This window comes from Salinibaculum sp. SYNS191, from assembly GCF_037338445.1.
Classification (GTDB): Archaea; Halobacteriota; Halobacteria; order Halobacteriales; family Haloarculaceae; genus Salinibaculum; species Salinibaculum marinum.
The window spans coordinates 3,145,301-3,169,952 of the sequence record NZ_CP147838.1; the positions used below are offsets into that span (position 1 = coordinate 3,145,301).

Below are 24,652 nucleotides of genomic sequence, written 5' to 3' on the forward strand. Positions count from 1 at the left end.
GCTCGCCGGGAGATGGCACCCACGAATGGGTTGTCCATCACACTCCCCATGGCACCCTCTCATCTGCTGCCGGATCGCACGGATGATTAGATACATATATGTTATTGGAAAGTAATACATGGGTATGGAAGGGATAAGCCCACCCCTAGTAACACCCTTTGATGAAACCGGTGCACTTGACGAGGACCGACTGCGTTCTCTCGTACCCTGGCTTGAAAATCGCGGCATCGACTTCATCACCCCGTGTGGAACCAACAGCGAAGCGGAGTTGATGACTGCGGCCGAGCGAAAGACCGTGGTCGAGATCGTGGCAGAGGAAGCGAGTGTGCCGGTACTCGCAGGCACAGGTAGCCCGGGGTTGCAAGAGACGTTAGAAGCAACCGAAGCAGCTGCCGCTGCCGGAGCAGATGCGGCGCTGGTCGTCACCCCGTTCTATTATTCGTTCGATCAGTCAGAATTGGAGTCGTACTTCATCGAGGTCGCTGACAGCGCTTCGCTGCCGATATATCTGTACTCAGTCCCGGCATTTACTGGTGTTACTCTCGCCCCCGAGACAGTCGGACGACTCTCGGCACATCCGAACATCGTTGGCATGAAAGATTCACAGGCCGATATCGCCGAGTTCATTCGCACGAGACAGCGAACTGAGGATGAGGATTTCACACTGCTGGTCGGTAGCGCGAGCGTCTTCGCACAGGCGCTTGATGCCGGTGGCTCTGGTGGCGTAAACGCCTTTGCCAACCTGTTTCCGGAACGCCTGGCTGCTGTGTATGAGGCTCACGGGTCTGATCCAGAACACGCCAGGGAACTGAACGCCTCACTTGTCGATTTGAACACTGCTATAACGGCAACGTACGGCATCCCGGGGCTAAAATGGGCGATGCGGTATCGCGGTGCTCCTGCGGGCTACAGCCGCGCTCCGCATACGAAACCCGAAACTGAGGCACAGGAACATCTCCAGTCTCTCGTTGACGAGGTATCGGAGTGACTACTCTGTAGGCCTGCGACCCGAACAACGCGGCGCGACCAATCTTCTCCCATCTACAGCTTCATCGCAGTACCACTGGCAAACTTTTGGGTGGTGCATCGTGCATCCCCCAGACGTAGGTTGTTGACGTATCGAGCCTATAGTACTATTTATCTATTGCTGTTGCGGAAATAGTTATACGAACGTTTATCTATATTAGAAATCGCTTTGAGTATGTAGTATGGTTAGAGGCCGCAGTGAAGAAATCAAGAGTGAAGTGCGCAAACTAGACGGCATTATTCCGGAGAAACTCGACCGGCGGTCGTTCTTCAAAGGCTCCGTTGCGGCTATTACTGGTGGCTTCTTGGCCGGCTGTCAGGGCAGTAGTGATGGAAGCGGTGGCGATACGAGTGACGGCAGTGATGGGAGCGGCGGCAGCACGAGCAGCAGCGATGGGGATAAACTCATCCGTAGCGTTGTCTGGCGGAGTGCCTGGGAAGCGGGCCCGAACTACGCACCGGAGTACATGGCAGAGAAAGAAGGCTTCTGGGGTGATGAAGATATCTCGCCGCCGTCGGTCAAGCGTGGCTTCGGTTCTGGCGACACGACCAAGCGGGTAGGCACTGGGACTGAGAAAATCGGATTCAGTGCAGTTTCGCCGCAGGTTTCGGGCTCCTCACCGGGGTCGGACCTTGATTTCCTGCTCTTTGGCACTGGTAAGGCTCGGTCGTCTGTCGGGCTGTTCTATCGGACTGACGTCCTCAGCGACGCCGACCCTGAGACACTTAGAGGGAAGACTATCGCGCGTTCGACTTCGGGGGCTGTCACGCCAACCCTCCCAATGTATCTCGAAGAGAAGGGGCTCACACCCGGAGAAGATATCAACGTCCAGGTATCTGAGACGGCTGCAAACCTGATGTTACAGGGGAAAGTCGATGCACTCTGGGACACGATCAACACCTATGGTCAGGCACAGGCACAGATCGACCAGGAGACGAACGCTGACATGCTGTACAGTTACGTCCCCGTCGTCGGGTACAATTGTATCGTCAACGGGGCGTGGCTTGAAGAAGAGGACAACGTCGAGTTCACGAGCCGTGTGTTGTCGGGGTATTCGAGCGCGTTGAAGTGGACACTTCTGAACCCAGACAAGGCAATCGACATCATGGTTCAGGAAGTCCAACCGTCGCTCGAAGTCGAATCTCGGGAGGCGCTCCACGCCAGGATGCAGACGGGAGTCGCTGCCACCAATCTCTCAGAAACCACTAAAGAGAACGGCTTCGGCTACCTGTCGCTTACAGACCTCGAGAACACATTCAACCAGCTTGCTGAACGTCTCGATGGTGTCGACGCTGCAGGGTGGGACATAAATATTGAAGATCACGTCGCGACCGAGGTTCGGGACAACGCGGAGTACGCTGTCCCCACCAACGACGAGTGGAATCAGATGATTGAGTACGCAGGCGAGTTCGGAGAACTGTACGAGTGAGAGTGGACTGCTGCCGATCGCCGGTGACGAAACTCGACAAACAACAGGCCAGCTGACGCACGTTCACAATCAGGTGCAGCAGACGGACGCCAAGACCGCCACGCCTGGCCATTCCTGGCCGTGAGTCAGTGACAGTGACCGCAGATGAGCTGTCACATGCCGATCTGGAGAGGGGTCACTCTATTCTTTCTTTATTGTCATATACCTCAAATTTTGAGACACTCTTATTATATATGGGTGTATAGATTGAAAAGAAGACAGTAATGCCACTCATAAATAGAGATTTCGAGCGACCGTTTTCTGACAGCGTCTACCAAGACAGATTGGCGCGAGCACAGCAGCAGATGGACGAGGAGGGGTTAGACGCACTGTTGTTGAGTGAACCAACGAACCAGCAGTATCTCTCGGGGTATGAGAGTCAGTCGTGGTTCACCTTCCAGATGCTGTTGGTGCTACGAGACGAACCGCAACCGGTGTTTACCGCCCGGAACATGGAGGAACGCGCCGCAGAAATAACGACGTGGATGGACAATGAGTACGTCCGGTGCTATTCGGACGACTACGCCCCAAACTCGCTGTATCATCCCACCCAGTGGGTTGTCGAACTCTTAGAAGAGTACGGATACGCGGATGGGAGAGTCGGAATCGAAGAGGAGAGCAACTACCTCTCGATGGGTGCATACGATCGATTGAAACGAAACCTCCCGGAAGCATCTCTGGAGAACGCGTCCGGGGTAGTCAACTGGCTCTACTTCAAAAAGAGCGAGGAGGAACTTGAGTACATGCGCGAGGCAGCGCGCATTACCGACGCGGCAATGGAAACCACGGAAGAAGTCCTCTCCGCAGGCGTACGTGAATGCGATGCCGCGGCAGCGATCATGCAAACGCTGATGCACGGGACTGAAGAGTATGGCGGCGACATGCCCAAGCGAGCCCCCGAGTTCGGCCCGTTTCACTTCGAATTCTCGACTCGAGAACTACAAGACGGCGATGTGTTCGGCGTCGAGTTTGCAGGCTGTCGCCGGAGTTATTCCAGCCCACTCTGTCGGACCGTCCACGTCGGTGAGCCGTCGTCAAAGCGGTACGCACTCTGGGAGGAGCTGGACGAGGACCTGCAGCTCGTTCTGGACACCGTTGAACCGGGCAAGACATGCGAAGAGGTGGAGCAGACGTACCGGGAGAACGCTAACCATCCGAAGGCGTCGCGCAGTGGGTACGCCACTGGACTGGGATTGACGGGCTGGGGTGAGGGCACTGCGAGTTTCACCGAAGGTGACGAAACCGTATTAGAGCCGGGGATGACGTTCCACTCGAATCCATCCATCGACACGCTCAACCGTTCAGGCGGCGTCGGCCCGGAGCGACTGCGCATGCTTCACAGCGAAACCTACGTCGTCACTGAAGACGGCTGTGAAGTGTTCGGGAACTACCCGAGAAAACTCATCGTCGTGTGATCTCTCCCACCGTCGAACAGTGGAAGCTCCCGTTCTGGGACGGATAGATGGTTGACGTTGCGCGGCCCCAACTCAGCTGACCGTCCGTTGCACTGCCGGGCTCACGTCGCGAGTCTTCGCATCGTCTCGGCGAGAACGCGTGTGACGTCGTAACAATCCTCCCACTCGGTCCACTCTCGCGGGTTGTGGGAAATGCCGTCCTCAGACGGTGCGAACAACATGACTGTCTCTGTCGTAGTTGCAACGTTGGCTGTATCGTGGAGTGCAGGTGAGTGCATCCTGGTATACGCAACATCCTCTGCCTCGGCAGCCGAGATGGCGGTCTGGATACAGCGCTCTGCCATCTGTTGTGGCGGCGTGTACCGATACTGGTCGAAGGACGCCCGCACGTTCCGTTTTGCCTCGATTGCCGCTTGTGACTCCTGCAGGGGGTCTAGTACGTCCTCGATTGCATCCGCAGCGACGGAGCGCACGTCGACGATCAATTCGGTGCTTCCCGCGATTACGTTCTTTGCATTCGGTGTGACGTGTATCTCCCCGACTGTGCCTACGGCCGGTTCTCCTCGCTCTTGTACAACAGTACTGGTTATTTCTTCCAGCGCCAGGATGTACTCGGATGCTGCAGCCAGCGCGTCTCGGCGGTTCCCCATCGGTGTTGCACCTGCGTGATTCGACTCGCCGACGAACTCGACTCTACAGTTTGTCAGTCCCGCGATTGCGTCAACGACACCGATATCCGCAGGTGAATCCTCCAGTCTGGTGCTCTGCTCGATGTGCACCTCGACCCAGGCGTGCCACTCGTTGGCATCGATAGTGTCTGTCCCTGCGTAGCCGATCCGTTCGAGTTCGTCACCGAGGCTGTGTCCGCTCTCGTCTGTCAGTTGGCGTGCCGATTCGATGTCGCGGAGATCCGCGACAACAGAGGAGCCTAGCAGTCCGTTCTTGAACCGAACGCCCTCTTCCTCGGTGAACGACACGACCTCGACAGGCCGGGAGAGGTCACTCTCGGACTCCTTCAGCACCCGAATCGCTTCTAAGGCACCGTAGACGCCGAGTGGCCCGTCAAACATGCCCCCTTCGGGGACGGAATCTAAGTGGCTCCCTGCGACGACCGCATCCGCGGTCGGGTCTGCAGTATCAGGTGTCCATCGGCCCGCAATATTCCCGAGAGGGTCGATTCGGATGGACAACCCCGCTTCCTCCAACTGGCGAATAAAATAATCCCGCACGTCCTTGTCTACATCGGTCCCAGTCAACGTGGTTCGACCTCTTCCTTCGGGTGTCTGAACTTCTCCTAGCTCGGCATTCGTTTCAATATTCTCTCGAAGGCGACTGGTGTTTACTTTCATACTGTCTTTGAAGTCCTATTCGACAAGAAATCGTCGATGTCTTTGGACGCTCTACTTGCCCCATGCTACGCGCCCTCAGTGCGCTCTCCCACATCTCACTGGGGTTCTTTGGGAAATTCCCGAATAATCTCGCTAATATAACCAAATGTTTCCGTTAGACCGGAACAATTATACATATTGGGGAGAATGCAACGTACTGTAGATGGATCCAATTTACAGAGAAGACTCGGTATCGCGCGCAAACCCACTTTCACAGGCCGTCAAATCGCACAACTTCGTCTTCGTCTCGGGCCAAACCGGCCGGGATCCGGAGACACGCGAGATAGTGAGTGCGAGTGTGTCTGAGCAGACGCATCAGATATTCAGCAACGTCGCCCCACTTCTCGAAGAAGCAGGGCTCTCGCTTGACGATATCGTTCGTATCACGGTGTACCTCGAAGATCTCGACGACAAAGATGAGTTCAATCAAGCCTATCAGGAGGCGCTCTCAGAACCATATCCGGCACGCGCTGTCATCGGAGGAAATGCTCTCTCGCCAGGTGCGAAGGTAGAGCTGGAGATTACTGCAGAATTATAAGACTCCCGTGTCCTTACAACCAGTCACCCCAGTGAAAAGACGTACGCCGAACCAGCTTGCTCGTCTGTCTCCGTCGTTCCCGATCCGCGAAAGACACATCACTGGCTAATACTCATCAGCTATGTCCGATACGATAATCGATACACTAGACGCAAAGAGTACAGCACTCATCCTCGTCGACGTACAGAAAGCATTTACATCCGATCCGGTACCAGCAGAACGACTTGAAAACATCCGATCAGTGATCGAACGCGCACGTGATGCTGGGATGACACTCGTGTTCACCCGCTCGGTACGGCAAGCGGATGGCAAGGACGCACCCCAGGCAGTCTACGACATCGTTCCGAAGACCTACCGTGGCGAAGAGCCGTCGTGTTGTGCCGGAACAACCGACGTCGAGTACGGCGACGGTATCGAACCACGTGCAGATGAATACGAGATCTCGAAAGAGCGTTACGACGCGTTCCACGGCACAAAACTAGATTACTATCTTCGAGTAGCCGGCATCAAGACCGTTCTCATGAGCGGTATCTCGACGAACGTGTGCGTTGAAGCGACGGCCCGCAGCGCGCACGAACGTCAATACAACGTCGTTTACATCGAGGACTGTTGTGCAAGCCACTATCCCGACCTGCATGATGCCGCTATTCAGAACGCGGAGAACATTCTGGGTACAGTCATCACCAGTGACGAACTTTCCGAGCTTCTGACGTAGGTGAATGATACGCTATCCGGCTCTGTGAGTCTGTCTCCACTCGATTTGGGTGTGGATTTAACCACACTCCGTTTTTACACAGAAGCACCCAGTTTACTTGAAAAGCATGGCGTGTGGGTGCTGAAAAATATTTTTCCTACGATGCTTGGAGGGCGTTTCTGCGAAAGATTTAATATAGTGCTGGACGGTTACATTCGCATGAAGTTCACGCTAATGGGTAGATTAGTCCATGGTTGTACAAGTGTAGAAAGTATTGTTTCGCATTCGTTGTTTAAAATCCCTGAGACTCTCATAACTCGGTCTGACGGAGGTGTCTGATGGCCGGGACAGTAAGCAAGGGGTCGTTCGCCGCGAAGTGGGTACTCCCGTTCGGTGGACTGACGCTCCTTATCGTAATATGGGAACTCACCGGTGTTTTCGAGATGTTCCCCGATTTCATTCTGCCGCCACCGACCACCATCTGGTCCCGGGGGGTCGAGACCTCAAATGTACTCATCCGGAACACGCTCCCGACTCTCACCTCCGTGGCAGTTGGTTTTATCGGTGCCTCTTCGTTGGGACTGTTGACTGCTTTGGGCCTGACGATGAGCTCTCGACTCAGAGAGGCGGTTTATCCCATCATCATTGCCATGAACTCACTTCCCCGGATCGCCGCAGCACCGCTTTTCATATTCTACATGGGCGGCGAACAGGTTGCGCACATGGCAATCGCTATCTGGGTTGCCTACTTTCCCATGGTGGTCAACTCCGTTGATGGCCTGTCCCAACAGGACGAAGATCTGAATATGCTCCTTGAGTCAGTCGATGCAACGCGGTGGCAGGAGATGAAATACATCACGTTCCCAAATGCACTCCCGCACATCTTCGATGGATTGAAACTGGTGGCTACCGCTTCGGTTGTCGGCGCGATAATCGGGGAATTCGTCGCGGCGAATCAGGGTCTCGGATTTATCACCTTGCTCGCATTGCAATCGTTCGACGTTCCGTTGGTGTTTAGTGCTGTCTTGATCATGGCAGTCGTCTCAGTCACGCTCTTCTTTACGATATTTATTATTCAGGACAAACTCATCCACTGGAAAAGTACCTCACTCATCCCGGAGTAAGATTATGAGCCAAGAAACTCGCAACTCAGAAGACGCCGAATTGTCCCCGATTAACTCGCTGATCCGAGCAATCCAGGGTGTCTATCAGCGAAATAGACTGGCCATCTATCTTACTCTCGCGGTCATGGCCGTTTGGACTGTTACCAGTCTGACGATGAACGTGAGCCAGGAATTCTACCCCTCTCCGCTCTATATCATAGACTCTCTGACGGTCTTCCAGGATATGTTCATCACGGGTGCGCAGACGACGATTATTGAGATTATTCTCGGCTACGTGGTTGGCGTGACGATTGGCGTCGTCCTGGGGATTGCTGTTGCTGAGTCATTCGTATTTCGCCAACTTTCACTCCCGCTCATAATCCTCACGTACTCTATCCCTCACGCCATCTTTGCACCGCTGTTCACCGTCTGGTTCGGTCTCGGGATACACACGGTTGTGCTGTACATCTCTTGGTTTTCGTTCTATCCACCGTTCATCACGACCATTACCGGATTCACCCAGACGTCGGAGGAGTTCTACCAATTGGGTGAAATAACTGGTGCAACCAGGTGGCAGATGATTCGGAAAATCAAAATTTGGGAGGCACTTCCCAACATCACGACGGGGCTGAAACTCGCCGCACAGTCGTCTGTCATCGGTGCTGTCATCGCAGAGTTCATCGCCGGTGGTGGCGGTCTCGGCACCATCATCAAATCCTCTACGACGACTGTAGAGACTGGTTCGCTTTTCGGTGCGTTGATCCTGTTGATGGTTATCGGTGTTACCTTCTTCCAGATAGTTTCGTTCGTCGTCGACCGGTTCACTACCCGAAATAGGGGAGAGGGAGCGGACACACAAACCTTCTATTGAACTGGTCGTTCTCTTCTAGAACGAGTACGTGGGGGCCTGGCTCCGATAGTGTGCTTCACTCATAACGTTCGCAGGCAGCCAACCGGACTGATCCCCATACACTGGAGGGGGCCACCGCCAAACGGGAAGTACGCAAAGTCCGGCCGCTGGTCGTTCCGGTCCGCGCGAAAGCGCTCGGGCCGGAACTGTTCGGGGAGGTTGAACCACCGGTCGTCAGTGTGGACGGTGAACTGAGGGAGGTGAATTTTCGTCTCTTCCTGGATTCGGGACCAACTGTAAAGAGCGAGGCTTTCGCCTCGATTTTTCCGCAACTATCCAGCTCGGAGGAATCGAGTAGCGATAGCTCCACGTGAACGGCAAAGAAGATCGGATCAACCGGTCCGCAGCATTCGAACGGAACACAGAGGTCACCTGTGGCCTAGTTGTCGCCGGCTGCGGTAAAAGTGTAGTCAAATTCCGAAATCTGTCGGTTACTGCGGGGAAAGTACGGTAGGTAATGACAAGTACAATCCCTTCTATGTCAATTGAGGGCATGGATAAGTATATAAATACACATATGAGAATTTATGTTTGTTACCCGGTCAAAGACGAAGATAGATATCATCGCCAGGCGGGACGATACGCTCCTGGACGCTGTCGGTCACTGGTGCAACTACGACAGACGGCCACCTATAACCCCGCAGTGCTCGACATCGTCTCGGCCGAGGTACGAGGCTTCCCGGACTTTCTGTCCCGACACTCGCTGGTAGGGAAAGACCACCCTGTCTCGGCGGCAGAGAGGGACTCTCATTTCATCTCCTCTTATCCCGTCCCTGCGATGGCGAGTACGGCTCGAAGGAGCATATCGGGCCGGAGAGCACTCTCACCCCGTGTGGAATTCTTGGAGGATCTCGAGATCGCGTTTCGCTCGCATGAACTCCGAGACTGGATGCCGAGCGTTGCAGTGACGGCACTGAAACTCCTTTTCGGGGGTGGGTAGGTCGGCGGGATTCTCTTCCCAGTGTTCCTCACACTCAGGGCAGCGGAGTTGGATCCACGCTTCGGGCATATCGATTCTTCCACGGCAGTGAACAAAAAGATGAACCGACGTTCCTCTGGTGTGTCTTCGGGTTGTCTCTCCAGTCCAACCGTACACCGAGAGAGCGGACCGTCCATGTCGCGATAGTAGCCCTGTCAGTCTCTCGGTGCCGTCAGAGACACTATGTGCTCTCGGGCCCAATTATCAGACGCACCCGAGACCGACAGCGTCCTCGAGACGCCTGTCTCGGCTCGTATGGTGACATCCAATGGAATACCTCTACGCAGCGCTCGTACTACACGAAGCTGAACAGGAAATCGAGGAGAACAAACTCACAGCCGTCCTCGAGGCTGCCGGCGTCGAGGTCGACGAAAGCCGAGTCAAGGCGCTCGTCGCTGCGCTGGAAGATGTCGATATCGAAGAAGCCATCCAGCAACCCGCCATGGGTGCAGGCGCGCCGTCTCCAGCGGAGACCGAAGCACCGCCCGAAGGCGAAGAAGCCGAAGCGGAAGCCGAGGCGGAAGAGGAAACGGAGGAGGAAGACGAAGAGAAAAAGGAAGAGGCGGCCGCCGAAGGGCTTGGCGACCTGTTTGGATAGCGATCGCGCCTCATTTTTGATGCGACCGGGGTTTGTTGGGGATGGTCGGTAGAGATGCTGATGCTCACGAGCGGGTCTGGACGGCTACGAGTTACCCGTGTTCCACACTGAGAGATACGTTCGCCTTCGCGGAGCTGTCTCACGTTCCTCTCGATAACCTGGGATTACTCCACCAACACAGCGCGTTACATGCGTATGCGTGTAATCGAAAACAATCACTGAGTCAAGGATTATCGGGCGTCACAGCACCGAGGGACCGTCCCGGGCGTGGGTCGCTTCCAGCCATAATATGCTCCTATTCTGTTTGCTTCTGTCTTTTAAGACGGTAACCGGTCTCTGTCATGCTCTTTTGTGCACCTCGTGGTGCGGGTATCTCGTGGTGTGGATTACTCCTTCCACTAAGCACATCACGAGCATTCTCAGGTGCGCCCACGGGGGGGACTGGCCCCCGCAACTATACCAGGGAGCACCGTCAACACTACGTCGATGACTAGTGTATCCGGTCGCCTCTGTACCCTCGCTGGTCGTCCAGTGGCTTTCCAGCACTCCCGTGATTACTGATGCGCACACACTCCCCACCCCTCGTCGACGAGACACCCAGCGAAGTAGTCTACAGTGAGAACAAACTCGAATTGCTCCAGTACGAATCCCGGACCGACAGGCAACGAAACGTCCCAATCTTGCTGGTCTACGCCGTGATCAATCGACCGTACATCCTCGACTTCCAGCCGGATCGAAGCGTCGTCCGCCAGTTTTTGGAAGCCGGCTTCGACGTCTATCTCCTCGACTGGGGTGAGCCGTCTCGCCTGGATACCCACCTCGGCCTCGATGATTTCGTTACCCGCTACCTCGCCAACTGCGTGACGGTCGTCACCGACCGAACGGGAACGGATGCCCCTCACCTGTTCGGCTACTGTACTGGTGGGACGTTGAGCGCGATCTTCGCGGCGCTGTACCCGGGACAGGTGCAGACGCTCGGATTGCTGGCGCCCGTCCTCAATTTCGACGCAGATGGCGGTATCTTCCAGCTCTGGGGTCGACAAGAGCACTCCGACCCACGATTCGTGGTCGATCTCTTCGGGAATGCCCCCGGTGAGTGGCTCGCCTTCGAATTCACACTCGTCGACCCCGTCGAGTACTACCTCGCACGCTACCTCCGCGTCGCCGACCACCTCGGTGATGCGGAATACCTGTCGCGGTTTGCGCGTCGATTGCAGTGGGGGTTTGACAGTGTCGACGTCGCGGGGGAGTTGTACGGACAGTTTCTCGTCGATCTGTACCGCGAGAATCGGCTGATGGACGGAACTCTCTCCGTCGGGGGACGAACTGTCGACCTCGCCAATGTTACGATGCCCGTACTGGATGTCATCGGCACGCACGACCGGTTCATCCCGGCAGCAGCCAGTCTCCCATTCATGAACGCAATCCCGAGTACGGATACGGCGGTCATCGAGTTTCCGACCGACCACGTCGGATTGTCCATCGACGAACGGTCGCACAGCGAACTGTGGCCGCGTGTCTGTGACTGGTTCGCCCAGCGCTCGGAGGACACTGCGACGCGCAGCGACTGAGCCGCATCCAGAGACCCGGGTCTCTGAGAGCAACCATCAGGACTGGGCCGGAGACCCCGGACAGCTAGAGGACACCGACTAACTGCGCGAGAGAGAAGGCGACGAATCCCAGGCTGGTCAGCACGCCACCGACGGCGGTCAGCGAGAGTCGGCCGACGTTTCCCGGCGCACGAAAGCCCCGTTCGCGCTCCGGCTCGCGATACCGGAGAGCCAACAGTGCGCCGTTGATGAGGACGAAGACGACGAGCAAGACGAGATTCGCCAGTCCGGCGACCACGCCGACGTCGCCGAGCAAGGAGAACCCGACCGTCACGACTCCGACGAGAACAACCGCGTAATGTGGCGTTCGACGGTCCGGGTGGATGCGCGAGAAGACCCTCGGGAAGGAGTGATACTCTGCCTTCGAGACGCCGTAGAGCATCCGAGACGTCGAAATCTGAAGGATGAGGACGGTGTTCGTGGTCGAAAAGAGGGCGATGACGGCCAGGAGGCTCCCGGCAGTGCTGCCCCATCCTCGTTCGGCGACGAGGGCGAGCGGTGACGCCGACGCCCCGAGGGTCTGGGAGTCGACGACGCCAACGGCCGACAGTGCAACCGCGATGTAGAGGACGGTGGTGATTCCGATGGAAAGAAGGATGGCCTGGGGGATGCGCGTCGTCGCATCCCGCGTCTCCTCGGCGATGTTCACGAGCGACCCGAAGCCAATGTATGCGAAGAAGACGAGAAACGCCGCCTGGACGGTCCCGACGCTCCCGCGGGGGGCGTCGAGAGTGTCGACCGTTCCCCACGTCTGCATGCCGATGGCGACGATGACGAGCAGACCCACCACTTCGACTGCGGTGAAGAGGACGTTCAGTCGTGCCGAGGTCTCGATTCCCCAGTAGTTGACGGCCGCTGTAGCGACGACGAGGCCGATGGCCACCACCACCGTAGGAAGACCCGGCAGAAACGAAGAGAGATAGCCAGCAAAGGCCAGCGCGACGGCTGCGGCCGAGACGACACCGACGAGAACCCGGAGCAGTGCCGTGAGTTCCGAGAGGCGCTTGTTGCCGAAGGCTGCCCGGACGTAGATGTAGTCCCCTTCACCTCTGGGATACAGCGAGGCGAGTTCGGCGTAGCTGAGGCCGGTCAAGGTAGCGATGACCGCTGCGAGGGCGAACGAGAGGACGACCGATTCCCCGGCGATGCCGGCAGCCTCCCCGATAATGGCGTAGATGCCGGCGCCGAGGATGAGACCGACACCGTAGACCGTCGCGCCGAAGAGGCCCAGCTCTTGCTTCAGCTCTGCCATCGTCAGTCATCTTCGGGTGTGGCCCGAATAAATGAACCGCGTACCGCTTCGCCTGGCTGTCGGTGGCGCTGACGGACGACGCCAGCGACGCGTTCCTGGGCAGACCGTCGAACCTATTTCTCGCCTGGGGCCGTAGGGGTCTGTATGACCACGACGGCAGAACTCGCAGATTTCGCGTTGTCAGTCGACTACGATGAACTCTCGGCAGAGGTCCGTGACGAGATCAAAAAACGCGTCCTGGATTCGATCGGCATCGCTGTCGGCGCGATGGAGGCGACACCCACGGCACAGGTTCGAGCGACGGTGACGGAACTGGAGGGGGACGGCAGCTGTCGACTCTGGGGCAGCGAACAGACGGCGTCGCCCGTGGGGGCGGCGATGTACAACACGTCGCTGACCCGGTACCTCGACTTCATGGATTCGTTTCTCGCGCCGGGAGAGACGCCACATCCGAGCGATAACATCGCGGGGATCATCGCTACCGCCGAGGACCGCGACCTGTCGGGCGTCGACTTGCTCGAAAGCGTCGGCGTCGCCTACGAGGTGCAAGGCGAACTCGCGTGGAACGCACCCGTCCGCGATCGGGGTTGGGACCACGTCACCCACACGGTGATCTCCGCGGCTGTCGGGGCAGGCAAGGCCCGTGGACTGGACAGGGAGGCCTTGCGCAATGCAATCGGCATCGCCGGCACCGCCCACAACGCCCTCCGGGTGACGCGGACGGGCGGCATCAACGAGTGGAAAGGGGTTGCGAGTGCGAACGCTGCCCGCAACGCCGTCTACTCGGTCGTCCTCGCCGACCACGGAATGGAGGGGCCGACGAACCTCTTCGAGGGGCAGAAAGGCTGGAAACAGATCGTCTCGGGGGAGTTCGACGTGAATCTCGACCCCTGCTGTGAGCGGGTGCTCGACACCATGACCAAACGCTACGTCGCCGAGACCTACGCCCAGTCGGCGGTCGAAGGGATCGTCGAACTTGCCGCGGCCCAGGACATCGACCACGAGCGCGTCGAGCGGATACACCTCGATACCTTCGCCGGCGCTGCACTCATTATCGGCGGCGGCGAGGGCGACCGCTACGAAGTCACCACGAAGGCCCAGGCCGACCACTCCTTGCCCTACATGCTGGCGGCGGCGCTCATCGACCGCGAGATGACCAACGACGCCTACGACCCCGAGCGGATCCAGCGCGAGGACGTCCAGACGCTCCTCCGGACCGTCGAAGTCGAGGAGGACGAACGACTCACAGAGCAGTTCGAGGACGGCCTGATGCCCGCGGTGCTCGATGTCGAACTCGACGACGGGACCGAGTATCACATCGAGAAAGAGGCGTTCCAGGGCCACCCCACGCAGCCGATGTCGTGGGCCGACGTCGAAGAGAAATTCGAGACGATGACCCGCGACCGTTACGACGCTGCCCGGAGAGACGCGGTGATCGAGATGGTCAAAGACCTCGAAGACCACGACGTTGCAGACCTGGTTGCCCGTATCGACTGAGCTCGAACGGATTCGGACGCTCGTGTGGGGCGTCTATTTGGGCGTTCGAGTGGTACGTGTAGACGTAACATGCCTCTAGAGAACCGCGCGTTCGACTTCCTGCACGTCAACGACCGCCCGGACAAACCCCGCGAGACGGGAATCACCGAGATTCGCGGCCCCTACTACGATCCGATGGGACCGCGACAGTTGCGCGATATCCTCGAGACGATGGGCCACTACGTGGACATCTACAAGTTCTCGGGTGGGTCGTTCGCGCTGATGCCAGAAGACGCCGTCCGCGAACTCATCGACACCTGCCACGAGTTCGACGTCAACGTCTCGACGGGCGGGTTCATCGAGAACGTCCTCGTGCGCGACCACGACCACGTCGAAGAATACGTCGCCGAGGCAGGCGACCTGGGATTCGACATCGTCGAAATCTCCTCGGGGTTCCTGGCCATCGATGTCGAGGACATGGTCGCGCTGACGGAACTCGTGACCGACCACGGACTGAAGGCCAAACCCGAGATCAACGTCCAGTTCGGCGCCGGTGGTGCATCGAGCGTCGAGGAGTTAGAGAGTGAGGCCGCAATCGACCCAGCGAGTGCGATCGAGGAGGCGAAACGCCATCTCGAAGCGGGCGCGTACAAGATTATGGTCGAATCCGAGGGCATCACCGAGCGAGTCCGCGAGTGGCGGACCGACGTGGCCTTCGACATCGCGAACGAGGTTGGAATCGAACACTGCGTCTTCGAGGCTGCCGACCCGCAGGTGTTCGAGTGGTACATCAAGAACTTCGGGCCGAACGTCAACCTGTTCATCGACAACTCACAGATCGTCGAATGCGAGTGCATGCGCTCGGGGTTGTGGGGTAAGAAGTCCAGCTGGGGACGGATCGCATCGTTCACCCGGGAGTGAGAGCAACCGTGGACACGGCTGGATAGTGAGACGGACGACCACCCGCTCACCGACGGCGCCGGTCGTGACCGACTTTTTGAACCACTACGCGAGCGGAATCTCGACGAGGACCATCTCGTCGCTCGCGATGGCGTCTTCGAGCGTCGATTTGACCGCTGTCCACGTCTCCGGGCGATGACCCTCGATTCCGAAGCTCTCCGCGAACGTGACGAAATCCGGGTTCGTCAGTCCAGTCCCGAACTGTTCGCCAGTGTGTTCGACCTGCTTTTCGGAGATGAGTCCGTAATCGTCGTCGTTGAACACGACGATAGTGAACCCAAGATCGAGACGGGTGGCAGTCTCGATTTCTGCCGCGTTCATCAGGAACCCCCCGTCACCGGTCGCGACGACGACGTTCGTTTCGAGAGCGAGATCGGCAGCGATTCCGCCCGGAACGGCGATGCCCATACTCGCGAGTCCGTTCGAGATGATGCACGTGTTCGGTTCGTACGACGGGAAGTGCCGAGCGATCGCCATCTTGTGGCTGCCGACATCGGAGATGAGCACGTCGCCATCGGCCATCGCTTCCCGCAGGTACGGGAGCGTCCGTTTCACGGAGAAGGGCTCGTCGGCGTCTGGCTTTCGAGACACGTCTTCGACGATCCGCTCGCGCAGGCCGCTGCACCACTCCGGCCCCTCGACGGAATCGAGGCGTTCTCGAAGCTCATCGAGAGTCGCAGAGATGTCCGCGACGAGTTCCACGTCGGGATTGTAGTGTTCGTACACCTCCGCCGGCTCGTGGTCGACGTGAATGACGGTCTTGTCGCGGTCGGGGTTCCAGGACTTCGGGTCGTGCTCGGCGATGTCGTAGCCGACCGCAATCACACAGTCCGCCCGGTCCATCGCCGACGCCGCCTCGCCGACTGGCCCGGAGTTGAGTGTCAACAACGACGCGTCGAGCCGGTCGGAGACTGCCCCCTTCCCCATGTACGTGGCGATGACCGGCATCCCGACGTGTTCGACCAGCTGTCTGAGCCGGCGTGCCGCCCGCGTCCGGACGGCACCGTTCCCAGCGAGCACCAGCGGGGATTCGGCTGCCTCGACCAGGTCTGTCGCTCGGGTGAGCGAGTCCCGGTCCGGGTCCGGCCGACGCACTCGCGGTCTGGTGGGAAGAACCGACGCTGTGACGTCTTCGTCGGCGACGTCCTCGGGGAACTCCAGGTGTGTCGCACCGGGTTTCTCGAATTCGGCGAGTTTGAAGGCTTTGCGCACCGATTCGGGAATCGTCTCGGCGTCCGTGATCTGTGAGTTCCACTTCACGACCGGCTCGAACATGTGGACGATATCGAGCGCCTGGTGGCTCTCCTTGTGCAATCGCTCGCGGCCGCCCTGGCCGGTGATCGCCACGAGCGGGCTCTTATCGAGGTGGGCGTCGGCGACGCCAGTGATGAGATTGGTCGCTCCCGGCCCGAGCGTTGCCAGGCAGACGCCCGCTTCGCCTGTCAGTCGACCGTGGACGTCGGCCATGAACGCCGCGCCCTGTTCGTGACGGACGGGGATGAACGTGATCTCGGACTCGCGAAGCGAGAACAGCAGGTCTTCGAGTTCCTCGCCCGGCAGGCCGAAGACGTACTCGACACCTTCCTCCTCGAGACACCGGACCAGCAGGTCTGATGCCTTCATCATTCCACCGCCGGGGTCCCGGTGTCTGGCTCGCTCGCTAGCCAGACTGTCTTGCGATTGACGAACTCTTTGATACCGTCTTCGCCGAGCTCGCGGCCGTAGCCCGAGCGTTTGATACCGCCGAAGGGAATCCGCGGGTCGGACTTCACCAGTTCGTTGACGTGGACGCACCCGGCCTCCAGGTCGCCAGCGAGGCGGTCACCCCGCTCCAGGTCGGCCGTCCAGAGGCTGGCACCCAATCCGAATTGGGTGTCGTTGGCCTTCTGGACGGCCGCTGTTTCATCGGGGACGCGGTAGACGGGGGCCACGGGCCCGAACACCTCCTCGGTATCGACCGGACAGCCCTCGGGAACGTCGGTGAGGACAGTCGGTGGGTAATAGGCCCCGTCGCGGTCAAGCGGTTCCCCACCGGTCGCGACGGTGGCCCCGGCATCGACGCTCGCCTGCACCTGTTCGTGGAGGGCTTCCACGAGGTCAGGTCGCGCCTGCGGTCCGACGTCGGTGTCCGGGTCCATCGGATCGCCGACGGCGAGTGAGTCGACGGCCGCGAGGAGGCGGTCGACGAAGGCATCGTACACCGCGTCGACGACGATGAACCGCTTGGCGGCGATACAGGACTGACCGCCGTTCTGGTTGCGCGCCCACGCGCCGGTCGTCGCCGCGGCCTCGACGTCGGCGTCCTCGAGGACGACAAATGGGTCGCTCCCGCCCAGTTCCAGCACCGTCTTCTTGAGATGCTCACCCGCTGTCGAAGCGATTGCGCGCCCGGCGCGGTCGCTGCCGGTGAGCGTCGCCGCTACTAGCCGGTCGTCGGCGAGGACATCGGCGACGCGGTCGGAGGAAACCAGAAGCGATTGAAAGACCCCTTCCGGATAGCCTGCCTCACGGAATACCTCCTCGATGGCGAGCGCACATCCGGGGACGTTCGAGGCGTGTTTCAGCAGGCCGACGTTGCCGGCGGTGAGAGACGGCGCTGCGAAGCGAAACACCTGCCAGAAGGGAAAGTTCCACGGCATGACCGCCAGCACCGGCCCCAGCGGCTCGTAGACGGTCTTCACGGTCGTCCCCGGTGGACTCGGGTGGGACTCGGGTTGGAGATATGCGCTCGCGTGTTCGGCGTAGTGATCACAGGCCCACGCACACTTTTCTACCTCTGCTTCCGCCTGAGCGAGCGGTTTGCCCATCTCACGGGTCATCGTCTGGGCGTAGTCACGAGCGTTCTCACGAAGCACCGCTCCGGCAGACTTCAGCAACGTCTCGCGCTCGCGTCGCGGGCGCGTTCGCCACCGCTCGAATGCCGCTTCGGCCTGTGAGAGTACCGTCTCTACTTCTTCAGGCGTGTGTTCGTCGTACGACTCGATCTGCTCGCCAGTCGCTGGATTGATCGCGTCCATCGTTTCTGTGTTGGGCCTGTGGGAACATAACGTTCGACAGACTCTGCGTGACCTTCTCTCACCCAAACGAAACAATCGAGATGTATGTTATCTCCACAGTATATTTTGACTGTATACTTACACAACTCACTCAGACTATATTCACATTCACTCACAAATACGTCTCTTTTCGACCTTCTGCCCGCTTGATACGCACACAACTACTGTTTCACACCCAAAACGACAACGGAACAGCAAATCCGATCCTACCGAAAAAAGGAATCTGAACAGATCGCTCAGTCGTCACCAGCCGCAGTCGCTTCCTGTTGCTTGATGTGGCTGACGATATCTGCCGTCTCCTCCCTGAACGTGTCCATCTCGACTTCCGCGCCGTGTAGAATCGTCGAGAAGTACCGCACGGTGGCGGCGACGTTCATGGCTTCGCTCAATCCCTCAGCAGAGACGTCCTCTAGCTTTGCTTCCTCGGAGTGGAAGTGAATGCAGTACGGGCAGTTCATTGCTGCGGCAGCGCCAAGCGAGACGAGTGCCTTTTCCCGGCCCGCGAGCGTCGTCTCCCCCAATTCGAGGTCGCGCATGATGGCCCAGCTGTGGTCAGCGGCGGGGTCTGCAAGTGCCTCGATCCAGCTCGGCACTTGCCCTAGATACTCCTCTATCTCCGCTCTCGTGTTGTCTGTTACCATGGGTCTGTCCCGGGAGTTCAGGATAGCTTTGTCGCTCGTCCCTTCCGCCTGTCGCGATCCTGAATCCCATGTGTAGAGATACCAAGACACACAATAAGCATATTTGATATTTTCGTGTACGGTATGACTGACTCGGTGGCCGACCCCGTAGGCAATACAGATACGATACTCACTATCCCAGCGACCGCTTCGAGAGGCCTCGTTCAAGAGAGTGTCTCGCTCTCGAAGACGCCACGGTCGGTTCGGTACCGGGCGAGCTGGACCGCTTCCGCGACCATGGTGTCGTCGACGACGAGGTCGATGCCTTCGAGAGCCCTGAGTGCCATCCCGCGGTCAGGGACTGGGAACTACCGACATTGAGTCGCGACGCGGCCCATCGTCATCCCCCGTCGCGAACGCGTGGCTTTTTGTGCATCGCCGACACTGAAATGATGATGTCGACATGAAACGCCGCCAAGCCCTCCAGTATCTCGCAGGTGGTGGTACCGTCCTGTTGGCCGGCTGTTCCTCTTTCAGTGAGGACCCGGGACCGTTCACGTTCGCGATCGTCAATTTCCGCGAACGGCAGTACCACGCCGAATTCGCCATCCGGGATGACGACGACGAACTCATCAGAGACGGGTTCGTCGACATCGCGCCCAGTCCGCCCGGTGACGGGGAATTTTCGGCATTGAGTTTCGACAACCTCCCACCCGTGACCAACGGTGAGACGATCGACGTCGCAGTCGACATCGACGGGAAGACATTCGAGGAGACTTACGAAATCACGTGCAACCAGAGCGAAAATGCGGAAAACAACTTCTTCTTCCGGATTCGCCACCCTGGCGCAGCCAATACCGACACCGAGAGTGGCATGGGCTTCTTCGGGAGTCGCTGCTGACTCCCGCCCTGGCGGCCGATTGTTGAACGTCGCTGGAGACAGACACCTCCCCTCACCGAGATGTGAATTCCCCGCCTCGACAGATTTCCCAATGTCTCCTCTGAATCGCTAGCGCGCCCTCTGTGGCCCTTGTCTCTGGGTTTACTCACCCTTCGCTTCCGGCACGGCGATGACCGGCAGGTCGCTTCGTCTGATGACGCGCTCGGTCGTACTCCCGAGCAGGAAGCGGTCGAGTCTCGAGCGCCCGTGCGTGCCCATGATCACCGCGTCGATGTCGTTGTCTTCGGCGTAGGACAGAATACCGTTGCTCGCGCGGCCTTCCATGACCACGGTTTTGGCGTCGACACCCGCTGCCTCGAATCGTTCGGCGACGGCTTCGATGGCCTCCGTGCCGGCGCGCTCCACCGTTTCGAGGAAGTCTGCCGGCGGGTCTGAACCGGGCTCTCCTGAGTACGCCACGCTATCGAAGACGTTGATCACATGAGCCGTGGCGTCGGTGGCGCTCGCGATGGCGAGTGCGTGGTCGACGGCGCCACTGGCACACTCGCTCCCGTCCGTCGGTATCAGGACGTTCTGATACGGTAACGTCGGTGACTCGTCCTCGACTGCTCTGGTGACAAGTATCGGTATCGGGGAAGCGCGGAGTACGTGTTCGGCGACGCTCCCGAGCACGAACCGCTCCAGTCCTGTTCGCCCGTGTGTCCCCATCGCAACCAGGTCGATGTCGGCCTCGCTGATGTAGTCGAGGATCACCGACGACGGCCTGCCCTCTCTCACCTCGCCGTGATATCTGTCGGGGTGTGTCCACTGAGCTTCGACGTGTTCGAGATTCTTCTTTGCCTGTTTTCGGTACCTGTCGATGAACGACTCCGGTGGGGGCGACCAGTCGTAGGGCCCGGCGAGCGCACCGACGTTGACGACGCCCAGGGCGTGGACAGTCGCGTCGAACGCCGACGCCAGCGAGAGCGCCTGGTCTGTCGCGCGTTCTGCGTGGGTGCTTCCGTCTGTCGGGACGAGAATTCGTTCGTAGGACATTGCTTTTTAATGAGTGCCAGCAACGCAATAAACACTCCGTCGGGGTCGGCCAGAGCGGCGTTGCCAGTGGCCAGTACAGTTTGGCGTGGCACACCACCTGGGGCTCTGCAGGTCGCCGGAATATCTCTCTTACTGGTCAAACGGACCAGCGTTGTCGGTTGCGGAGACGACCCAGGTGACCTCACCATACTCGAACACCTTCGCACCGAGGTACGTTCCGCGTCCGTCGTCCTCCGGTGCCGGGTGGAAACTAACCTGGCCGCCGTTTTCGGGTACCTCGCCATCGAAGGTGAACTGTACGGTGTACCAGACCGGTTCAGAGAAGACGTCCTCGTAGGTCCGGGTGGTATTGGCATCGAGCACAGCGGTGGTTCGCCGCTCGGCGATTACCCGTGAGACGGCCGGGTCGCCGACGACCTCTCTGGCATCTCGGTCGTACTCGGTCCCGACGGCAACGACCTGCATCGTGAACTCGTGTGAGAGGACGTCTTCGTTGACGAACTGGAGGCTCCCGGCCGGAATATCGTCGGAACCGAAGGCGGTACAGCCGGCGACGCCGGCGAGTCCGGCCGTCCCGAGACTGGCCAGGAAGCCACGACGCGTTCTGGAGGGCATACCCGACGGTTGACAGGCGAGCGTAAAAAGTGGGAGGCTTCGCAGTCGCCTGCTGCAACGACCGTGACGAACGGCCCTGACGCCCTCAGAACTGAGCGGTCACTCGTTCTCGACTTTTAAGAATACGAATATGTATTGAAGCGATCTGTGAGCGTATATTCAGGCGTGATCGAGCATGCAAACCGACCACCTCGAAGGGACGGACTCTAGTTCCGTTCGCACTGCCGCCCCGGATCACTCTACGACAACGTCGGAGCGAACTACCCGCGATAGCCGCTCCGTTCGCCTGCTCTACCCCGAGTACGGTCCCGTTGAAGCACTGGTTGGCTTCGGTGTGTTCTCCCTCATCGTCGAGTGGATGACGCCGACGCTCGTCGACACCCTCGCCGGACCGTTTCCCGAACTCGTCCCCGAGCCGTTGACCACTGCGACTGCCGTCCTCCTCTGGGTGGTTCTGGGACTGACCGTACTGTCGATTGCCCTCACCGTTCTCACTCCGAATCCACGGAAGTTTGCGGAGCGGAGCGAACGCGACGCATTCCTCGATGCGAATCGACCGTCCGACCGGGAGTACCGGTTCAACCTGATATTGATGGTCCTCGGCGGCGCCACGGCGGTGTTGGCCTGGCCGACGTTCATCGAGGTACTCCGCGAGACCTTCCCGATGGTCGTCGAACTCGGTGGAGCGGTCCCGACAGTCTGGACTCTCGGGAACGTCGCCATCTTCGTGGTCTTTGTCCTGGGGGTCGCAGCCTATACTCGTGGACTTGACCGCCTCGTCATCGGCGGCATGCGGGAGTTCCTCTACCGCTACCACGCCGATGACTGGGACGAATAGCTCTGGTACCTTCCTTTTGTCATCTCAGCGTTGAGATACTGTGGCAGCGCGAGCACGACATCCCCGTCCTCACGCGGAAGCACGGAGAGCGTCAGGGCGGGGTAGTCGACGTGGTCACCGGCTGAGGTACCCACCGTCGATGGCCAGGGTCTCACCGGTGGCAAAGGATGCATCGTCAGATGCGAGCCACAGGACGGCCTCGGCAATCTCCTCTGCCCTCCCGAGGCGTCCCATCGGGTGCAGCGCCTCGGTTTCAGCGCGCAGTTCTTCATCTGCCGTCACGCCTGCATCGTCGAGCATCTGTGTTTCGATGTACCCAGGGCAGACTGCGTTGACCCGGATGTCGTCAGTTGCACGTTCCAGTGCTGCGACTTTCGTCAGGCCAACAACGCCGTGTTTTGCGGCTGTATACGCCGGCGTCTCTGCTTCACCAGCTTTCCCGAGGACGGAGGCTGTGTTGACGATTGCACCACCGCCGTCTTCGAGCATCACCGGGATCTCTTTGCGCATACTCCGCCAGACGCCCGACAGGTTCACGTCGATAATTGCTTGCCAGTCTTTTTCGGAGATCTCGTCGACTGCATCGAACGTCCCGGGGATGCCTGCATTGTTGAATGCGACGTCCAGCCCGCCGAACTCCGACGTGGCTGTCTCGACCATCGTCTCGACATCATCATCGTCGGTCACGTCGACCTCGACGAACGTTGCATCCCCTGTTGTCTCCTCCGTTATCGTCGTTGTAGTCTCCTGGCCTCCCTCTCGGTCAACATCTGCAACGACGACATTCGCGCCAGCTTCCCCGAACGCGATGGCAGTTGCCTGGCCAATACCCGAGCCTGCACCTGTTATGACGACTGTCTCACCGGCAAAGTCACCATCTCGTGACATAGATAGACCTACCACGCCCCACGTGAAAGCCGGTTGCAGTATTCTCAGCGGATAGAAATATACTAAATATTTATTATGGTTTGTGGCCCCAGTCAGTTCCGATTGGACTCAACTTTTTCAGCTCGATTGACGTATCTTTGCGCATGGGTTCTGCTTCGCTGGCCGACGCGACCGTCCACTTTGGGCAGGGTACCGCCTCCAGCAGCTACATCGACGAACTGGCAGACGTCTGGATCCATGTCCGGTGATCGTCCGAAACGGCCGAGCGACGAGGCGACGAACGGGGGTCATCCATCGTCTGCTCAGATGACGACGAGGAGTGGTGACGGGACTGGTCTCCGCGCTTTCGGCTTCTTCTGTGGCGGCACGCTCGTGTTCTCGTGGGGACTCTGGGCCCTCCTGTTCGTGGGTTTCGTGCCGTCGTCTGCCATCGGTATCCTTGCCAGGGTCGGTGGGTTTGGCCCGCTGGTCGGCGCGCTCGTTGCCCTCTCGGCAACCGGGCGGAGCATCCGCGAGTGGGCCCGCTCGATTATCCGAATCCGCATCCGCGCGCGGTGGGTTGGCTGGGCGCTCGTCTTGCCGCCGCTGTTCATCGTCCTCGCCGGAGTCGTCCACGTCGTCGTATTCGGCGCGAGCATCGACCTCGATGCCATCAACCCACTCTGGTTCTATCCGATCGCGGTGGTCGTCGTGTTCTTCGTCGGCGGTGGCCAGGAAGAACTCGGCTGGCGCGGGTTCGCCCTCCCGGCTCTCCAGCAGCGCCTTACCGCTCTGACCGCCAGCATCGCCGTCGGCATCGTCTGGGCGCTCTGGCACCTCCCGCTGTTTTTCCTGCCCGGGAGCGCACAGAGCGACCTCCCGATGCTCCCGTATATTGTCGCTGTGACATCGGCGTCGATCGTCCTCACCTGGCTGTTCAACTCCTCGGGGAGCGTCTTGGTCCCGATGCTCTATCACGGCGGGATCAACCCGATTGCCGCCTACTTCCCGACGGGCGGGGTCGAGGCGATCGGGACTGTCACTGGATATACCTCCTACGCCATCGTTCTCGTCGTCGCAGTCGGCTTGCTGCTCGCCGTCTACGGCGCGCGCCATCTCTCCAATCAGCCGCGATTGACGCTCTCTACAGGCGGAGCAGGCCGACGGGCTTGACCCCGAGGCTTCCCCTCGACTCGGTCACTGTTGGCCTTCTCGAGAGCACGGCGGTCGTTCACAGGTCCGTCTGAAACCAGTCATTACAGCCCCGTTATCTTCATTGACGTCTCAACTTCCACCAACCGA

The 24,652-nt window shown here is 59.1% G+C and carries 24 protein-coding genes; 14 read left to right on the forward strand and 10 right to left on the reverse strand.

What is annotated here, in order from left to right:
* The first annotated feature begins 124 nt into the window (after positions 1 to 124).
* The 3 genes from WDJ57_RS16340 to WDJ57_RS16350 all read left to right on the forward strand — a co-directional run bounded on the left by WDJ57_RS16340 (position 125) and on the right by WDJ57_RS16350 (position 3,910).
* Positions 125 to 988, forward strand: a complete 864-nt coding sequence (locus WDJ57_RS16340) for a dihydrodipicolinate synthase family protein (RefSeq protein ID WP_338901951.1) — start codon at positions 125 to 127, stop codon at positions 986 to 988.
* Between the two features lie 220 nt (positions 989 to 1,208).
* Positions 1,209 to 2,456 (forward strand): ABC transporter substrate-binding protein, encoded by a 1,248-nt coding sequence (locus tag WDJ57_RS16345; RefSeq protein ID WP_338901952.1) that lies wholly within the window; start codon positions 1,209 to 1,211, stop codon positions 2,454 to 2,456.
* Positions 2,457 to 2,800: 344 nt separating this feature from the next.
* Complete coding sequence (locus WDJ57_RS16350; RefSeq protein WP_338901953.1) at positions 2,801 to 3,910, forward strand: Xaa-Pro peptidase family protein; 1,110 nt, start codon at positions 2,801 to 2,803, stop codon at positions 3,908 to 3,910.
* Positions 3,911 to 4,011: 101 nt separating this feature from the next.
* Here the strand turns inward: WDJ57_RS16350 and WDJ57_RS16355 are convergent, their stop codons facing one another.
* Positions 4,012 to 5,259, reverse strand: a complete 1,248-nt coding sequence (locus WDJ57_RS16355; RefSeq protein WP_338901954.1) for a Zn-dependent hydrolase — start codon at positions 5,257 to 5,259, stop codon at positions 4,012 to 4,014.
* Between the two features lie 202 nt (positions 5,260 to 5,461).
* Between WDJ57_RS16355 and WDJ57_RS16360 the strand changes: the two genes are divergently transcribed.
* The 4 genes from WDJ57_RS16360 to WDJ57_RS16375 all read left to right on the forward strand — a co-directional run bounded on the left by WDJ57_RS16360 (position 5,462) and on the right by WDJ57_RS16375 (position 8,504).
* Entirely contained in the window at positions 5,462 to 5,836 is a 375-nt protein-coding gene (locus WDJ57_RS16360; RefSeq protein ID WP_338901955.1) for a RidA family protein, read from the forward strand.
* 121 nt (positions 5,837 to 5,957) lie between these two features.
* Positions 5,958 to 6,551 (forward strand): cysteine hydrolase family protein, encoded by a 594-nt coding sequence (locus WDJ57_RS16365; RefSeq protein ID WP_338901956.1) that lies wholly within the window; start codon positions 5,958 to 5,960, stop codon positions 6,549 to 6,551.
* A 317-nt stretch (positions 6,552 to 6,868) separates the two neighbouring features.
* Positions 6,869 to 7,654, forward strand: a complete 786-nt coding sequence (locus WDJ57_RS16370) for an ABC transporter permease (RefSeq protein ID WP_338901957.1) — start codon at positions 6,869 to 6,871, stop codon at positions 7,652 to 7,654.
* 160 nt (positions 7,655 to 7,814) lie between these two features.
* Positions 7,815 to 8,504 (forward strand): ABC transporter permease, encoded by a 690-nt coding sequence (locus WDJ57_RS16375; protein ID WP_338901959.1) that lies wholly within the window; start codon positions 7,815 to 7,817, stop codon positions 8,502 to 8,504.
* A gap of 59 nt (positions 8,505 to 8,563) precedes the next feature.
* Here the strand turns inward: WDJ57_RS16375 and WDJ57_RS21660 are convergent, their stop codons facing one another.
* Positions 8,564 to 8,815: a cytochrome P450 gene (locus tag WDJ57_RS21660; RefSeq protein WP_380630260.1), complete on the reverse strand. Its 252-nt coding sequence runs from the start codon at positions 8,813 to 8,815 to the stop codon at positions 8,564 to 8,566.
* Positions 8,816 to 9,790: 975 nt separating this feature from the next.
* Between WDJ57_RS21660 and rpl12p the strand changes: the two genes are divergently transcribed.
* Together rpl12p and WDJ57_RS16385 are read left to right on the forward strand one after the other, a co-directional pair.
* Positions 9,791 to 10,120: a 50S ribosomal protein P1 gene (gene rpl12p, locus WDJ57_RS16380; protein WP_338901960.1), complete on the forward strand. Its 330-nt coding sequence runs from the start codon at positions 9,791 to 9,793 to the stop codon at positions 10,118 to 10,120.
* A 560-nt stretch (positions 10,121 to 10,680) separates the two neighbouring features.
* A complete protein-coding gene (locus WDJ57_RS16385) occupies positions 10,681 to 11,691 on the forward strand; it encodes an alpha/beta fold hydrolase (protein ID WP_338901963.1) in 1,011 nt (336 codons plus the stop codon).
* A 64-nt stretch (positions 11,692 to 11,755) separates the two neighbouring features.
* On the opposite strand, the gene WDJ57_RS16390 is transcribed toward WDJ57_RS16385, so the two are convergent.
* The gene (locus tag WDJ57_RS16390) at positions 11,756 to 12,982 is read right to left on the reverse strand and encodes an APC family permease (protein ID WP_338901964.1); all 1,227 of its coding nucleotides are present in this window, start codon (positions 12,980 to 12,982) and stop codon (positions 11,756 to 11,758) included.
* Between the two features lie 144 nt (positions 12,983 to 13,126).
* On the opposite strand from WDJ57_RS16390, the gene WDJ57_RS16395 reads away from it, so the two are divergent.
* Both WDJ57_RS16395 and WDJ57_RS16400 read left to right on the forward strand, forming a co-directional pair.
* On the forward strand, positions 13,127 to 14,479 hold the full coding sequence (locus WDJ57_RS16395) for an MmgE/PrpD family protein (RefSeq protein WP_338901965.1): 1,353 nt from the start codon (positions 13,127 to 13,129) through the stop codon (positions 14,477 to 14,479).
* Between the two features lie 69 nt (positions 14,480 to 14,548).
* Positions 14,549 to 15,379, forward strand: a complete 831-nt coding sequence (locus tag WDJ57_RS16400) for a phosphosulfolactate synthase (protein ID WP_338901966.1) — start codon at positions 14,549 to 14,551, stop codon at positions 15,377 to 15,379.
* Positions 15,380 to 15,463: 84 nt separating this feature from the next.
* On the opposite strand, the gene WDJ57_RS16405 is transcribed toward WDJ57_RS16400, so the two are convergent.
* From WDJ57_RS16405 to WDJ57_RS16420, 4 genes are all read right to left on the reverse strand, one after another.
* On the reverse strand, positions 15,464 to 17,044 hold the full coding sequence (locus WDJ57_RS16405) for an acetolactate synthase large subunit (protein WP_380630259.1): 1,581 nt from the start codon (positions 17,042 to 17,044) through the stop codon (positions 15,464 to 15,466).
* Positions 17,041 to 18,435: an NAD-dependent succinate-semialdehyde dehydrogenase gene (locus WDJ57_RS16410; protein WP_338901968.1), complete on the reverse strand. Its 1,395-nt coding sequence runs from the start codon at positions 18,433 to 18,435 to the stop codon at positions 17,041 to 17,043. The genes WDJ57_RS16405 and WDJ57_RS16410 overlap by 4 nt, the downstream gene beginning before the upstream one ends.
* A 275-nt stretch (positions 18,436 to 18,710) precedes the next feature.
* On the reverse strand, positions 18,711 to 19,115 hold the full coding sequence (locus WDJ57_RS16415; RefSeq protein WP_338901969.1) for a carboxymuconolactone decarboxylase family protein: 405 nt from the start codon (positions 19,113 to 19,115) through the stop codon (positions 18,711 to 18,713).
* 203 nt (positions 19,116 to 19,318) lie between these two features.
* A complete protein-coding gene (locus tag WDJ57_RS16420; protein ID WP_338901970.1) occupies positions 19,319 to 19,441 on the reverse strand; it encodes a hypothetical protein in 123 nt (40 codons plus the stop codon).
* Between the two features lie 116 nt (positions 19,442 to 19,557).
* Between WDJ57_RS16420 and WDJ57_RS16425 the strand changes: the two genes are divergently transcribed.
* Positions 19,558 to 19,995 carry a hypothetical protein gene (locus WDJ57_RS16425; RefSeq protein WP_338901971.1) on the forward strand — a complete coding sequence of 146 codons (438 nt, stop codon included), beginning with the start codon at positions 19,558 to 19,560 and terminating at the stop codon, positions 19,993 to 19,995.
* A gap of 141 nt (positions 19,996 to 20,136) precedes the next feature.
* Here the strand turns inward: WDJ57_RS16425 and WDJ57_RS16430 are convergent, their stop codons facing one another.
* Complete coding sequence (locus WDJ57_RS16430) at positions 20,137 to 21,030, reverse strand: universal stress protein (RefSeq protein ID WP_338901972.1); 894 nt, start codon at positions 21,028 to 21,030, stop codon at positions 20,137 to 20,139.
* A gap of 129 nt (positions 21,031 to 21,159) precedes the next feature.
* Complete coding sequence (locus WDJ57_RS16435) at positions 21,160 to 21,645, reverse strand: hypothetical protein (RefSeq protein ID WP_338901973.1); 486 nt, start codon at positions 21,643 to 21,645, stop codon at positions 21,160 to 21,162.
* 334 nt (positions 21,646 to 21,979) lie between these two features.
* Between WDJ57_RS16435 and WDJ57_RS16440 the strand changes: the two genes are divergently transcribed.
* A complete protein-coding gene (locus tag WDJ57_RS16440; protein ID WP_338901974.1) occupies positions 21,980 to 22,483 on the forward strand; it encodes a hypothetical protein in 504 nt (167 codons plus the stop codon).
* A gap of 114 nt (positions 22,484 to 22,597) precedes the next feature.
* Here the strand turns inward: WDJ57_RS16440 and WDJ57_RS16445 are convergent, their stop codons facing one another.
* Positions 22,598 to 23,371, reverse strand: a complete 774-nt coding sequence (locus tag WDJ57_RS16445) for a glucose 1-dehydrogenase (protein ID WP_338901976.1) — start codon at positions 23,369 to 23,371, stop codon at positions 22,598 to 22,600.
* Positions 23,372 to 23,677: 306 nt separating this feature from the next.
* Here WDJ57_RS16445 and WDJ57_RS16450 point away from each other — a divergent pair, with 306 nt between their 5' ends.
* On the forward strand, positions 23,678 to 24,523 hold the full coding sequence (locus tag WDJ57_RS16450; protein WP_338901978.1) for a type II CAAX endopeptidase family protein: 846 nt from the start codon (positions 23,678 to 23,680) through the stop codon (positions 24,521 to 24,523).
* Positions 24,524 to 24,652: the final 129 nt, after the last annotated feature.

What these genes read in the sequence shown, in the direction of transcription:
- WDJ57_RS16340 (WP_338901951.1), top strand. Translation starts at nt 125, where the DNA reads ATGGAAGGGATAAGCCCACCCCTAGTAACACCCTTTGATGAAACCGGT.
- WDJ57_RS16345 (WP_338901952.1), top strand. Translation starts at nt 1,209, where the DNA reads ATGGTTAGAGGCCGCAGTGAAGAAATCAAGAGTGAAGTGCGCAAACTA.
- WDJ57_RS16350 (WP_338901953.1), top strand. Translation starts at nt 2,801, where the DNA reads ATGGACGAGGAGGGGTTAGACGCACTGTTGTTGAGTGAACCAACGAAC.
- WDJ57_RS16355 (WP_338901954.1), bottom strand. Translation starts at nt 5,259, where the DNA reads ATGAAAGTAAACACCAGTCGCCTTCGAGAGAATATTGAAACGAATGCC.
- WDJ57_RS16360 (WP_338901955.1), top strand. Translation starts at nt 5,462, where the DNA reads ATGGATCCAATTTACAGAGAAGACTCGGTATCGCGCGCAAACCCACTT.
- WDJ57_RS16365 (WP_338901956.1), top strand. Translation starts at nt 5,958, where the DNA reads ATGTCCGATACGATAATCGATACACTAGACGCAAAGAGTACAGCACTC.
- WDJ57_RS16370 (WP_338901957.1), top strand. Translation starts at nt 6,869, where the DNA reads ATGGCCGGGACAGTAAGCAAGGGGTCGTTCGCCGCGAAGTGGGTACTC.
- rpl12p (WP_338901960.1), top strand. Translation starts at nt 9,791, where the DNA reads ATGGAATACCTCTACGCAGCGCTCGTACTACACGAAGCTGAACAGGAA.
- WDJ57_RS16385 (WP_338901963.1), top strand. Translation starts at nt 10,681, where the DNA reads ATGCGCACACACTCCCCACCCCTCGTCGACGAGACACCCAGCGAAGTA.
- WDJ57_RS16390 (WP_338901964.1), bottom strand. Translation starts at nt 12,982, where the DNA reads ATGGCAGAGCTGAAGCAAGAGCTGGGCCTCTTCGGCGCGACGGTCTAC.
- WDJ57_RS16395 (WP_338901965.1), top strand. Translation starts at nt 13,127, where the DNA reads ATGACCACGACGGCAGAACTCGCAGATTTCGCGTTGTCAGTCGACTAC.
- WDJ57_RS16400 (WP_338901966.1), top strand. Translation starts at nt 14,549, where the DNA reads ATGCCTCTAGAGAACCGCGCGTTCGACTTCCTGCACGTCAACGACCGC.
- WDJ57_RS16405 (WP_380630259.1), bottom strand. Translation starts at nt 17,044, where the DNA reads ATGATGAAGGCATCAGACCTGCTGGTCCGGTGTCTCGAGGAGGAAGGT.
- WDJ57_RS16410 (WP_338901968.1), bottom strand. Translation starts at nt 18,435, where the DNA reads ATGGACGCGATCAATCCAGCGACTGGCGAGCAGATCGAGTCGTACGAC.
- WDJ57_RS16415 (WP_338901969.1), bottom strand. Translation starts at nt 19,115, where the DNA reads ATGGTAACAGACAACACGAGAGCGGAGATAGAGGAGTATCTAGGGCAA.
- WDJ57_RS16420 (WP_338901970.1), bottom strand. Translation starts at nt 19,441, where the DNA reads ATGGCACTCAGGGCTCTCGAAGGCATCGACCTCGTCGTCGACGACACC.
- WDJ57_RS16425 (WP_338901971.1), top strand. Translation starts at nt 19,558, where the DNA reads ATGAAACGCCGCCAAGCCCTCCAGTATCTCGCAGGTGGTGGTACCGTC.
- WDJ57_RS16430 (WP_338901972.1), bottom strand. Translation starts at nt 21,030, where the DNA reads ATGTCCTACGAACGAATTCTCGTCCCGACAGACGGAAGCACCCACGCA.
- WDJ57_RS16435 (WP_338901973.1), bottom strand. Translation starts at nt 21,645, where the DNA reads ATGCCCTCCAGAACGCGTCGTGGCTTCCTGGCCAGTCTCGGGACGGCC.
- WDJ57_RS16445 (WP_338901976.1), bottom strand. Translation starts at nt 23,371, where the DNA reads ATGTCACGAGATGGTGACTTTGCCGGTGAGACAGTCGTCATAACAGGT.
- WDJ57_RS16450 (WP_338901978.1), top strand. Translation starts at nt 23,678, where the DNA reads ATGACGACGAGGAGTGGTGACGGGACTGGTCTCCGCGCTTTCGGCTTC.